Origin of the sequence: Marinobacter sp. R17, assembly GCF_003789045.1 — a bacterium.
Taxonomy (GTDB): domain Bacteria; phylum Pseudomonadota; class Gammaproteobacteria; order Pseudomonadales; family Oleiphilaceae; genus Marinobacter_A; species Marinobacter_A mangrovi.
In genome coordinates, this window is record NZ_RHGZ01000003.1 from 185,968 (window position 1) to 198,912 (window position 12,945).

At 57.9% G+C, this 12,945-nt stretch carries 10 protein-coding genes; 4 read left to right on the forward strand and 6 right to left on the reverse strand.

Annotation, left to right across the window (positions count from 1 at the left end):
- Positions 1-12 precede the first annotated feature (12 nt).
- Positions 13-1,128, forward strand: coding sequence for a maltose/maltodextrin ABC transporter ATP-binding protein MalK (malK, locus tag EB809_RS04140; protein ID WP_123633540.1), 1,116 nt, complete (start codon positions 13-15; stop codon positions 1,126-1,128).
- 463 nt (positions 1,129-1,591) lie between these two features.
- On the opposite strand, the gene EB809_RS04145 is transcribed toward malK, so the two are convergent.
- The 4 genes from EB809_RS04145 to malE all read right to left on the reverse strand — a co-directional run bounded on the left by EB809_RS04145 (position 1,592) and on the right by malE (position 6,721).
- On the reverse strand, positions 1,592-2,743 hold the full coding sequence (locus EB809_RS04145; RefSeq protein ID WP_123633541.1) for an MFS transporter: 1,152 nt from the start codon (positions 2,741-2,743) through the stop codon (positions 1,592-1,594).
- Between the two features lie 246 nt (positions 2,744-2,989).
- Entirely contained in the window at positions 2,990-3,880 is an 891-nt protein-coding gene (malG, locus tag EB809_RS04150) for a maltose ABC transporter permease MalG (protein ID WP_123633542.1), read from the reverse strand.
- Between the two features lie 9 nt (positions 3,881-3,889).
- Positions 3,890-5,386: a maltose ABC transporter permease MalF gene (gene malF / locus EB809_RS04155; RefSeq protein WP_123633543.1), complete on the reverse strand. Its 1,497-nt coding sequence runs from the start codon at positions 5,384-5,386 to the stop codon at positions 3,890-3,892.
- 135 nt (positions 5,387-5,521) lie between these two features.
- Positions 5,522-6,721 carry a maltose/maltodextrin ABC transporter substrate-binding protein MalE gene (malE, locus tag EB809_RS04160; RefSeq protein ID WP_123633544.1) on the reverse strand — a complete coding sequence of 400 codons (1,200 nt, stop codon included), beginning with the start codon at positions 6,719-6,721 and terminating at the stop codon, positions 5,522-5,524.
- A 303-nt stretch (positions 6,722-7,024) separates the two neighbouring features.
- Here malE and EB809_RS04165 point away from each other — a divergent pair, with 303 nt between their 5' ends.
- Together EB809_RS04165 and EB809_RS04170 are read left to right on the forward strand one after the other, a co-directional pair.
- The gene (locus tag EB809_RS04165; RefSeq protein ID WP_123633545.1) at positions 7,025-8,845 is read left to right on the forward strand and encodes an alpha-amylase; all 1,821 of its coding nucleotides are present in this window, start codon (positions 7,025-7,027) and stop codon (positions 8,843-8,845) included.
- Positions 8,846-8,863: 18 nt separating this feature from the next.
- Positions 8,864-9,718 (forward strand): aldo/keto reductase, encoded by an 855-nt coding sequence (locus EB809_RS04170; RefSeq protein ID WP_123633546.1) that lies wholly within the window; start codon positions 8,864-8,866, stop codon positions 9,716-9,718.
- Positions 9,719-10,229: 511 nt separating this feature from the next.
- Here EB809_RS04170 and EB809_RS04175 read toward each other — a convergent pair.
- Together EB809_RS04175 and EB809_RS04180 are read right to left on the reverse strand one after the other, a co-directional pair.
- Entirely contained in the window at positions 10,230-10,730 is a 501-nt protein-coding gene (locus tag EB809_RS04175) for a hypothetical protein (protein ID WP_123633547.1), read from the reverse strand.
- A gap of 696 nt (positions 10,731-11,426) precedes the next feature.
- Entirely contained in the window at positions 11,427-12,125 is a 699-nt protein-coding gene (locus EB809_RS04180) for an ankyrin repeat domain-containing protein (RefSeq protein ID WP_123633548.1), read from the reverse strand.
- A gap of 156 nt (positions 12,126-12,281) precedes the next feature.
- On the opposite strand from EB809_RS04180, the gene EB809_RS04185 reads away from it, so the two are divergent.
- The coding region (locus EB809_RS04185; protein WP_123633549.1) for an IS1380 family transposase at positions 12,282-12,945 on the forward strand (664 nt) is incomplete at its 3' end.

Sequence of the window (12,945 nt, forward strand, 5' to 3'; positions counted from 1 at the left end):
AGACTGAAGACTATGGCAAGCGTCACTCTCAGAAACGTCTACAAGCGCTTCGGCGATGCCGAAGTCACACGCAACGTGAATCTGGACATCCAGGACGGCGAATTTGTGGTCTTCGTGGGTCCCTCCGGCTGCGGCAAGTCGACCCTGTTGCGGATGATCGCCGGACTGGAGGACATCTCCGAAGGCGACCTCTACATCGGCCAGGAACGCGTCAACGACAAGCCGCCCAAGGATCGTGAAGTGGGCATGGTGTTCCAGTCCTATGCGCTCTACCCGCACATGGACGTGGCCGAGAATATGGCCTTCGGCCTGAAGCTGGCCAGCGTCAAGAAAGGCGAGATCGACCGTCGGGTAAACGACGCGGCACGCCTCCTCCAGCTCGACAACCTGCTTCAACGCAAGCCCAAGGACCTGTCCGGCGGGCAGCGTCAACGGGTGGCGATCGGCCGGACCATCGTCCGTGAGCCAGCGGTGTTCCTGTTCGACGAACCGCTTTCGAATCTGGATGCGTCCCTGCGAGTCCAGATGCGGATCGAGATATCCGGCCTGCACAAGCGCCTGGGCGCGACCATGATTTACGTGACCCACGACCAGGTGGAAGCCATGACCATGGCCGACAAGATCGTCGCCCTGGACAACGGCGCCATCGCCCAGGTGGGCAAACCGCTGGAGCTGTATCACTACCCGGCGACCCGTTTCGTGGCGGGCTTCATCGGCTCACCGAAGATGAACTTTATCGACGGCGACGTGGTGGCAGCCAGCAGTCAGGAGGTCACGGTCAACCTGCCCGGCGCCATGCAGATGACCCTGCCGATCAATGGCGGTGCGCTGTCTGAAGGCGAGCGGGTCACCCTGGGGATCCGACCCGAGCATTTCTCGACGCATGACGAGGGCACCGTGGCGATCCAGGGCGCGGTCAATGTCGTGGAGCGCCTGGGCTACCAGACGCTGGTCCACCTGGATATAGAAGGCATCGACGGCATCATCACCATGCGGACCGAGGGCACGAACCCGGTACAGGAAGGCGATGCGGTCGCACTGGGCATCAAGCCGGAGATGTGCCACCTGTTCCGTCAGGACGGCACGGCTTGTCCACGGCTCTTCAAGGAGCCGTGCGTCGACCTTTAAGAGTCGACAACCATCTCATCACACTCTCATCAACGTTTGTCACGTTATTGCCCGCCCCGTGCGGGCCTTTTTTTGTCTGGAGAACGGACGATCGGGATCATCATGTTGGTTAGTAGAGGTTTTGATCAGACCTGGGAGCCTGAAACCAATGAACGCCACCGCTTCCGTCGCCTAAGAGGGCCGTCCATGGCCGCTTATGCGACGAGGACATCCTGTCCTCTGCTCCAGCGATGGCCTTCATTGGTTTCGAGCGAGCCTCGTGCAAGACGCTCGCAGGGAACAGAATCTCGATACACAACGCCTATGGCCTGTAGGTTGGGCTGACGCAGGAAGCCCAACACGGAGTTATCCAACGGGCAACGACATTGGCCTGGCGAAAAGCTGCGCAGGAGCCTGGGATTGTTGGGCTTCCTGCGTCAGCCCAACCTACGAAACCGTGCAAACTGGCAACTTAGGTAACCCATCAACCCTGCAAAAACCGCGACGCCCCGGAAACCGCCAACAACAGCCCCGCCAACACCAGGAACGCCATCCCCAGCCCCATCAGCTCCGACAGGAACCCAATGGTCGCCGGCCCCATCAGCACGCCGATATAGCCCAGCGTCGCCACGGCCGGCACGGCCAGGTGTTCGGGCATGGCCGTCTGCTGACCGGCCCGGGTAAACATGACGGGTACGATATTGGAACAACCCACCCCGACCAGAGCACAGCCCAACAGACCCACCAGCCCGTTCGGCGCGAACGTGAGCAACACGATGCCGCAGGCGGCTACGACGCCGCCTACCGCCACCACGCGCCCGCCGCCAAAGCGGGCCACAAAACGATCGCCGGTGAGCCGGCCCAGAGTCATGGTGACCGAGAAAGCGGCAAACCCGAGCCCGGCCCGGGACACCGCCACATCCAGATGATCGACAAAGAAGATGGCGGTCCAGTCCAGCATCGCGCCCTCACTCAGAAAAGACACGAAGCACACCAGACCGATGACCAACACAACACCGCGGGGAACCGCAAACACCGGACCGCTCTGCTGACCGGTGTCCGAAAGCAGGCCGGGTGACGCGAGGAACAGTCCGATCAGCACAATGCCCACCACGCAGCTGGCCGCCAACAACGGTGTCGCCCCCAGCCCCAGCAAGCCAGCCATGCTGGCCGCCCCGATAATGGCGCCCAGACTGAACAGTCCGTGAAAGCCCGACATCAACGACCGCCCGCTGGCCCGCTCCACCACGATCGCCTGCATGTTCATCGCCACATCCAGCGCGCCAATGCCGCCACCGAACAGGAACAAGGCCACAATCAACAGAGACAGGCTCGACACACTCGCCAGTAACGGCAACATGGCAACCCCGAGCAACGCGGCGGGAATGATCACCCGTCGATAGCCAGCGCGGCTCACCATGGGCCCGGCCAACGGCATGGAGAGGATCGAGCCGGCTCCGAGGCACAGCAGGAGCAGCCCGAAAACGCCGTCGCCAACTTCCACGCGAGCCTTGGCGTAAGGCACCAACGGCGCCCAGGCCGCCAGGGCAATGCCGGAAATCAGGAAGGTAATGCGGGTCGCCGTCTGGTGCGGTCGACCGGGTGCCTGTTCCATCTCTGCGGAGAGTGAGGACATGGACAACGTCCCTGTTAGCGATGAGTCAATACGTCGAGCATACCGTGAGTCAGCCACCGCCCCCAGTCCCGCTGCCGGCGACACGCGGACCTGCGCCCCACCACAAAAAAGCCCCGGAGCAGCCAGCGGGTTCAGGCGGGTCCGGGGTCGCGGAATCACTCAGTCAGGAAGACGCAACCTTTTTCGCGCAATCGGATGAGCCCGGCTCCGCCGAGCTTACCCAAAACTTTTATTCGGGCGTATCACTTACCCCTTCACACCACCGGCGGTCAGCCCGCCAACAATCCACCGCTGGCAATACAGGAACACAGCGGTAATGGGCAGTCCGGACAGCACGGCCGCGGCGGCAAAATCGCCCCACAGATAATTCTGCTCATAGAGATACTGCTGGGCGCCGACGGCCAGGGTCAGCTTGTCCGTATCCACCAGCAGGATCGACGCCATCGGGTACTCCATGATCGTCATGATGAACGCCAGGATGAACACCACCATCAGGATCGGCACCGACAGCGGCAGCAGAATGTAGCGGAATGCCTGCCAGGTGGTGGCGCCGTCGACAATCGCCGCTTCTTCCAGGGACCGGTCGATGGAATCGAAGTAGCCCTTGATGGTCCAGATGTGCAGCGCCATCCCACCCAGCGAGGCGACAATCACCGCACCGTGGGTGTTCAGGCCAAGCCAGCTGATGTGCTTGCCGATCTCGTTGAACAGCGCGTAAAGCGCCACCAGTGACAGCACCGGCGGAAACATCTGGAAGATCAGCATGGACTTCAGCACAAAGCCCTTGCCGGCAAAGCGCATCCGCGCGAAGGCGTAGGCCGCCGTGGTGGACAGCGCCAGGATCAGCAGCGAGGAAATCACCGCAATCTTGATGGAGTTCCACAGCCACAGCAGCACCGGGAACGGCGGCTGGACCACATTGCCGGCATCGTCCGTGTAGGGAATGCCGAGCGCCAGGGACCAGTGCTCCAGCGAGGGCACCTCCGGCAGCAGGCTGCCGGTGGCGAAATTACCACTGCGGAAGGAGATGGAAATCACCATCAGCAGCGGGAACAGGATCAGCGCGATGAAGCACAGCATTCCCAGGTGGGAGGCCAGCACGCGGTATTTCGTTGAACGCGGTTCTACCATTGCCATAGCCGCCTCCTACACCTTGATCTTGGACAGTTTGAGGTTGATCAGTGACAGCGCACCCACCACCAGGAAGATTACCGTAGCGATCGCCGCCGCCAGACCAAAGTTCTGGCCGGAATCCTGGAAGGCAATCCGGTAGGTGTAACTGACCAGCAGATCCGTGGTGCCCGCCGGGGTACTGGCGCCGATGATGTCCGGCGCACCGCCGGTCAACAGCGCAATCAGCACGAAGTTGTTGAAGTTGAACGCAAAGCTCGCGATGAGCAGAGGCGCCAGCGGTTTGAGAATCAACGGAAACGTGATGTTCATCAGGTTGTTGATCGGCCCGGCCCCATCCATCGCGGAGGCTTCGTAAAGATCGCGGGGAATGGACTGCAACAGCCCCATGCATAGCAACATCATGTACGGGTAGCCCAGCCAGGTGTTGACGATCAAGATCATCGACCGTGCCATGGTCGGGTCGCTGAACCAGTCCGGTCGGATGCCGAACAGGTTTTCCAGTACCAGGTTGATTTCACCAAAGTTCTGGTTGAACAGCCCTTTGAACACCAGGATCGAAATGAACGCCGGCACCGCGTAAGGCAGGATCAGCATCGTGCGGTAAAAGCCCTTGCCACGAATCTGGTCCCACTGCAGCAGATTGGCCAGCAACAGGCCAAGCACGAGAGTAAACACCACCGTGCCCACGGAGAACAGCAGCGTCCAGACGAAGATCTGCATGAACGGCCCGCTGATGCTCGGGTCCGTGATCACACGCTTGTAGTTGTCGAACCCGGCATTGACGGTCCAGCCAGGCACCAGCTTGTCGCCGTCGGCGCTCTCGTAGAAACCGGTGTCCTGATTGGGGAAATAGGTCACCCCGGTGCGGGTGTTGGTCAGGGTGTCGTTGCCGGATTTTTCATACAGCGGCTTGATGGTGGCGAACGCCCGCAGGCTGGCCATGGACAGCTCGCGGCCATCCGGCGTCTGCAGCCGCAGTTCGCCCAGCGCGTTGCGCTGCTTGATGATGTCGCGGAAAGCCAACGGCTCGCCGGCCGGGGCCGTCGCCGTCGGGCTGACCTCAATAGGCGGCACCTGGCCGTCTTTCAGTTCGAAAGGCGCTGAAACCAGGTCGCCCGCGTCGCTCTTGAGGAAAACCACATAGCCGGCATCGGTCTGGTACAGGTCATAGTTGTAGCGGGCCGATTCCGACTGATAGGTGCGCGAGAGCAGGTTGTCCTGCACCCGCTCGAAACTCAACAGGTTGCTGGCGCTGTAGTTGGTGAAGCCGATTCCCACGGTGTACATCAGAGGGAAGATCACGAACAGGCCCATCCCGGCCACCGCCGGATAGATGTAGCGATGCGCGTAGAGTCGTTTGCTCACGAAAACGGCCACTGCCGATGCTGTCAGCACCAGGAACAGCATGGCGAATACGAATTCACGCTGGGCATACAGCGCGACGATCAGGTAAAGCGCCATGCCGACCAGCACGGCCAGGACGCCCCACTTCAGGATAGCTCGGGTCATGAAAGGTCTGCTTGCTGTACGCGGATAGGACAGCGTCTCGGTTAACATTGTAGTCAGCCCCGTCAGTTGTTGCCTGGACACCGGCCAGGTCGCCGGCGGCCGGTGGTAGCCATTGCCACCACCGGCCCGAGGCCTTTATCGGGTAATGCGGGTCGCGGCCGTATCCAGTGCTTCCTTGACGGACTGGCGACCGGCCGTGATGTTCTGCAGCGCCGGCGCCATGGAGGACCAGAAGGCGCCCATTGCAGGCACGTTCGGCATCGGTTCACCCAGTTCGGCGTTCTTGAACGTGGCCTTGATGTACGGGTTGTCAGCCGACAGCTCGTCCATCAGCTCCTTGTTGGCCACGGCGCCCAGCGGCACGTCGTCGTTGACCATTTTCAGGCCCTTGACCGACAGCGCGTAGTTTTCCAGGAATTCCACGGCCAGGTCCTTGTTTGGGCTTGCGGTGTTCAGCGTGGCCGCCATGACGCCCACCATCGGCTTGGGCTTCTGACCGTTGATGGTCGGCAGCGTGGTGACGCCGAAGTTGATGCCACTCTTCTTCAGGTTCGCCCAGGCCCAGGGACCGTTGATCATCATCGCCAGCTCACCCTTGTTGAACTGGGAGTCCATGGCGCCGTAATCCGCGCCGCGGGGCATGACGCCCTCGTCGATCAGGGACTTGAGCACCTTGCCGCCGGCGATGGCGCCGTCGGTGTTAACACCGGTATCGGAAACGTCGTAGCCGCTATCGGTCTTCTTGAAGATGTAACCGCCATCGGCGGCCAGCAGCGGCCAGGTGAAGTAAGTGTTGTTGTAGTCCCACAGGATGGCTTTCTTGCCCTGCTCTGCCAGCTTCTTGTCCAGCGCCGGGATTTCCTCGAAGGACTTGGGCGGATTGGGGACCAGATCCTTGTTGTAGATCAGGCCGACGGATTCCACCGCCATTGGGTAGCCGTAGACCTTGCCATCCACGGTAACCGCATCCCAGGTAAAGTCGTAGTTGGCGTCGCGAATGGACTGGGACGGGTTGATTTCAGAGATCAGACCACTCTGTGCCCACTCGCCCAGGCGATCGTGCGCCCAGATAAAGACGTCGGGACCATTACCGGTCGCCGCAGCCTGCTGGAATTTGTCGGTTGCACTGTCAGGGTGAGCCACTTCCACGGGAATACCGGTTTCCTTGGTAAACCAGTCGCCGACTTCCTGAAGTCCGTTGTAGCCCTTGTCACCGTTGATCCAGACAACCAGCTTGCCCTCCTCGATATCGGCCTGGGCCGGTGCGACGGCACCCATGGTGGTTGCCAGGATGGAGACGGCGAGCGTGCTGCGGATGAAATTGCGGCGATTCATTGTCAGTACCTCTCTGTTCTCTGCCTTATTGTTTTTGTCCCGAGGGCGTCACCCAAGGGGAAGGTCGCTTTTGTCGTTATCGCGATGATCAACATCGTCAGTGAAAACCGCAATGCTGGCATCAGCCCTGTTTTTAATACCCGAGGCGTAGAGCGGGGGAGTAGGGGGCGTAGGCGATTTCCGTCTACCCACGGGCACCTCCCTCTGGTTATATCAACCCACAATAAACGGCCGCCTCCACTCCTCGAAACCTTCGTCAAAGCTGCGGGGCGCCGGACAATAACACGCTTCAGGAGAATTGCGATGCGCCTCACCCCCCTCTCCCGGCTGGTGGCCACCTGCGCCCTGCTGGCCGGCTGTGCCTCTCCCGGCACCCAAAGCACCCTCGACAGCGCTGCACAGCCCACCGACAACCGGGCCGGCCAGACCCACCTGTGCGCCACATCGACGGAACAGACCCGCATCCCGGTCGGCGACGTCTTCAGGGACGGCGAGTGGGTCCGGGATGCCTTCTCCGGCAAACGAGCCCAGGTTGAGGACGGCCATGTATCCCTGGCCCCGGCCAAAGACGCCGAGGGACTGGTCATGCTGGAATCCGCCCAGCCGGTGCAACACAGTTTCCAATGGGCCGGAGCCACCGTCTACTTTGTCATTACAGACCGGTTTGCCAACGGACGCACGGATAACGACCACGCCTATGGTCGGAAATTCGATGGCGATCAGGAAATCGGCACCTTCCACGGCGGCGACTTTGCCGGCCTGACCGAGCGTCTCGATTACCTGGAAAAACTCGGCGTGAACGCCCTCTGGGTGTCTCCGCCCGTGGAACAGATCCACGGCTGGGTCGGCGGCGGCGACCAGGGCGACTTCCGTCACTATGGCTATCATGGCTATTACGCCCTCGACTTCACCCGACCCGATGCCGCCTACGGCACGGAAGAAGAATTCCAGACGCTTGTGGACCAGGCCCACCAACGGGGCATCCGCGTCGTCATGGACATCGTCATGAACCACCCGGGCTACAGCTCACTGCAGGATATGCAGGATTTCCACTTCGGCGGCCTGTTCGACGGCTTCGAGAAATACCTGCCGGAGCGCTGGGGCGACTGGCAGCCGGAGTCCTGGGAGAATTTCCACGCCTATCACGCGCTGATTGACTACGACAGCCCCGGCTGGTCCCATTGGTGGGGCAAGGACTGGGTGCGTGCCGGCATCGCCGATTATCCCAACGCGCCCAGCGCCGGCATCGATCCCATCAAAGGGTCGCTCGCCTACCTGCCGGATTTCCAGACCGAGTCAACCAAGGCTGTGGATCTCCCCGACTTCCTGGCCAACAAGGCGGACACCCATGCCCGGAACCTGCCCAACGCGACGGTGCGCGACTACCTGATCCAATGGCATACCAGCTGGATTCGCCGCTTCGGCATCGATGGCTTCCGCGCGGATACCGTCAAGCACGTCGAGCCGGAAGCCTGGGCCGAGCTGAAAGTGGCGGCGCAGAAAGCGCTGGATGACTACCGGGCAAACCATCCGGACCAAGCCCTGCCTGCCCGGAAATTCTGGATGGTGGGCGAAGTCTTCCCGCACTCCGTCACCCGCGATCACTACTACGACGACGGCTTCGACGCGGTGATCAACTTCGACCTGCAGGACAACGCCCTGGCCGGCGCCGAGTGCCTGCCGGAAATGGACAGCGTCTACGCCGACTACAGCCAGTCCATGCACGGCGACAAACCGTTCAATGTGATGAGCTACATATCCTCCCACGACACGCGCCTGTTCAGCAGCGAGGCCCACAACGATCCCGAATTGCAGAAACGGGTCGCCGCCGCCCTGCTCTTCACACCGGGCACCGTGCAGGTATTCTATGGCGATGAGTCCGGTCGCCGCGACGGCCCCAACGGCTCGGATCCGCAGCAGGGCACCCGCTCCGACATGAACTGGGATGCCCTGGATGATCCGAAAACCGCCAGCACCCTGGCCTATTGGCGTAAACTGGGTCAGTTCAGGGAGGCTCATCCGGCGATCGGTGCCGGACGGCACGAGCGTCTGTCGTCCTCGCCCTACACATTCTCCCGGCAGACGGATGATGACCGCGTCGTCATCAGCTTTGTCCGCCAATAAGACGGGAAAACCAACGCAATGTCTGATCTTTACCCCGACCTGATCCTCGGCTTCATGCGCCTGCAGGACTATCCTGAACTGGCCAGACCCGAGGATCTGGCCCGCTGGATCGAAACGCAGATCGATCAGGGCTGCGACACCTTCGACCACGCCGACATCTATGGCCACGGCGAATGTGAGAAAGCCTTCGGTGACGCGTTGCGCACCAACCCGGCGCTGCGCAACAGACTGCGGGTCATCACCAAGACCGACATCGTCCACGCCAGCGGCGATACCGTGAAGCACTACCGGGCCGAGGCGGACTATGTCAGCGCCGCGATCGACAAGGCCCTGGTGAATCTCAACGTTGAACAGATCGACACCTTCCTGATCCACCGCCCCGATCCCCTGATGGACGCGCCGTCTGTCGGCCGGGCTCTGGAAGACGCGGTGAAAGCCGGCAAAGTCGCTCGCGTTGGCGTCTCCAACTTCCTGCCAGAGCAGTGGCGCTGGTTGCAGGCCAACCTGGATATCCCGCTGGTCTGCAACCAGAGCGAACTGTCCCTGCGAGCCAACGAAGCCCTGTCGGACGGCACGATGGAAGCGCACCTGCGGGACAACCTGCACTGGATGGCCTGGTCGCCGCTGGGTGGCGGTGCGCTGGGAGAAGGGGCGTTGGCGAAAGAGCTGGAGCGACTGACCCGGGAAACCGGCCTGACGGCCACGGCGCTGGCGATTGCCTGGCTGCGGATGATTCCCGGCCAACCGACGCCGGTCCTGGGTTCCATGCGGCAGGAGCGGATCGATCAGGCGCGGGCCGGGTTGGCGGCCACATTGCCGAGGACGGACTGGTTTGCGTTGCTGGAGGCGGCTCGGGGTGTTGAGGTGCCTTGAGGTGCCTTGAGGTGCCTTGAGGTGCCTTGAGGTGCCTTGAGGTGCAATGATCACATGTGATCTCTGTTCCCGGCTTGCGGTGTTACCTATGTTGCCGGTTTACACAATCCTGCTCCCTCTCCCCTCGCGGGAGAGGGCTGGGGAGAGGGGGAGGCGCCACAGGCGCCCAAGAACGCCAATGCCAACATCTGACGAGGCTTTCGCCTCGCTCCCTCTCTCCAAACCTCTCTCCCTCCAGGGGAGAGAGGCTTATAACTGCAGGCTTAGAGCTGCCCTTTAAATGTCGTAGATTCCCTTCATCTCAAGCCATTTATCGGCAGGCTAAACGCCTGCTCCGAAGCTGAAGCGTCAACTGAATGCCCACACATAGCACTTATTTTTCAGGAGTTATAATCGGAGGCAAGCTCTGGCAGGGATTCCTTTGCAAGCGCTGCCATAAAGGCATCCATCTTCTGATCGTCATTTGACGTGCATGATCCACTCATCGTAATTCTTCCTTGAAAAATATTTTTTATGCTTTATTTCTTAGCATGCGCAATAATACATATAACGACCAAGATCCTACGGTGAGGAAAAAACTTATAGTCACGCTAAAATAAGTTGGTTTTTTTAGCAACAACTCCCACATAAGAACTTCATCGCGACTACCAAATAGAACTGACCCCTTTTGACCAACGGCGAAAAATAAACATATATACCCAAAAAAAATGCCTGCTACGCCGATCGTTAACCCTAAACCAATAGAAAGATTCTCAAAGTGGCTAGCATCTTTATCATACACCAAACCAAAAATAACAGACATTACTAATGATAGTGCAAAGCTGAAAAATGCGGCTGCCCCGGCTTCACGACCCAAATGGGACGCGGCTTCCGAAAACACAGTTACATTTATCATTTCGAAACTTGGACTAAATCCTAATCCGGATAAATAAAAAAGCCAGAATGATATAAAGCTTGAAAGAAGAACCGTATTTGCTAGAGTTTCGCCCATTGCGCCGGATCTTTTTGTCACACTTAACCTCATTTGATCAACATTATTAATATGCCTTTACCCTTCAATACAACTCTAATATAATTATTGCTTATTGCATAGAATCAAGCATTCTAAATTATAGATTGGCACTCTGAAACTGAAACCACAGAAGCGATCAAAAATAGCGCAACCACGAGAATCCTTTTTAAAAAAATAACTCAATACTTGAACAAAAATCATAACCTTTACCTCTCCCCCAAACTTTCCTGCTTGTAACGAAGCAAAGGCGACAAAAAGTACTCGATTAATCGCCTCTGCCCGGTTTTAATTTCTGCCATATGAGTACGAGAGCATCAATCACAGGCGGTAACTGACATCACCTCTATTGCCAAGAGTATCTGGATGCTGAGCCAGAGAACATTTTCTTTGAGCTATTACGACCGAGAGAACTTTCAGTCACGAAAGAGACAACGCGGGACGGTGTCATCGATAGCTTGGTTGTGGAAACCCCTGCTGAAATTATGGACGACATCGCGATCGCATGGATTAAGAAGCGCAAGCGGTTAACGGTTCCGTGGGTAGCGAATATAGCGGCACCGACTGCCCAAGGGACTGAAAAGTTAGTCGAAACCGGAAACCCGTTAAAACAACCTCATTACGGATTTTACGCTGTTTATTATTTTAAAACAGCTTACTGAGAGCAAAATACTATTGAGCAAAAACGATCAAGCTTTTTTAGGCACCGCCACAGTCATACAGATTAGTTTGTTTTAGTAAATCAGTTACTTCTCTATCGTTTAAGTAGTCCGAAAATGATTTCCCATTTTCCTCTATTGCAAGGCATGGATTTGCTCCATATTCGAGCAATACTTTTACGCATTTGGAGCCACAGCTCCCCCGCTCATATGCTAGGTATAGTGGTGAGAACCCATTCGTTGGTCTGAAATTGATATCGGCATTAGAGTTATCCAAGACATATCGTAGAGTTTTCTCATTTACAAAACGCAACATTCCCGTGAAGGCCGTAAACTGATTAACATACATTAGCTTATTCAAGTCAGGCTTCTGCGCCAGCACTGGCTTCAATAATTCCAGATTGTTCTTGTTTGCGATGAATGTGGATAAATACATACGGGCATTTAATTTATGATCAACATTTCCACCAGCAAGTAAAAGTTCCTCAAGAATTTCAGGCTTATCGTAACCAACGGCGAGGAACATTAAATTTCTAGGCTCGCCCAATTTGTAGTTGGGATCCAATCCTTCTCCAATCAATGAACGAATAGCCTGTACATCATTTTGCCTAATGGCGTCGATTGCAGCATTTTGCATTTCCGACTGCTGTTCTGATGCGACAACCACGGAAGCCATCAATAACAGCGAAATTAAGAAAGCCTTTTTTAAAAATGAGTACCACATTTTAACCAGGAGCATAAACGTTACCTCTCCCCCAAACAAAAATGCCTGGCGGAGGAATACTCCCTCCGCCAGGTTAGCCCGGATTTCTCACAGGGCATAAAAGAAAGCGGCTGAAAGTGTTAAGGTTTCAAGACCTTACCCAAGAAACCAACACCAACAGCCGCTTCCAAAATGGTACCCGAAAAACTGACCTTCACGCCACTCGCACGCCGCCAGATTGAAGCTGATTTCTCCGGTGGCCACATCACCTCCGATGCCGGATTACTGCTGCTCCGTGAAGTCGACCAGCAACATGGACTGACTCATCGCTTGGCCGCGGCACTACAAGATCCGAGAACGCCAGAGCGGGTCCGGCACAAGCTGGACACGATGGTTCGTCAGCGTGTGTTTGGCGTGGCTGCCGGTTATGAAGATCTCAACGATCACGAAGCCCTGCGCTTTGATCAAGCACTTCAGACGGCGGTTGGTCAGGACAACGATCTGGCCGGTAAATCCACGTTATGCCGGATGGAACAGCGAGCCGACCGGCAGGCGGTGGTGAAGGCCCATGAACTGCTCTGGCACCACTTCATCGAGCAGCATGACGAACCGCCGAAGGAGATTGTGCTGGACTTTGACGGCACCGATATCCCGGTCCATGGCGAGCAGCCCGGCAAGTTCTTCAACGGCTATTACGATCACCACTGCTACTTCCCGCTGTACGTGTTCTGTGGTCGCCATCTGCTGGTCAGCTACCTGCGCACCAGCAACCGCAGTGACAGCCGCCACAGCTGGGCCATTCTGGCCTTGCTCGTCCGCTTTATTCGCCAGTACTGGCCGGAGACCCGCATCGTAT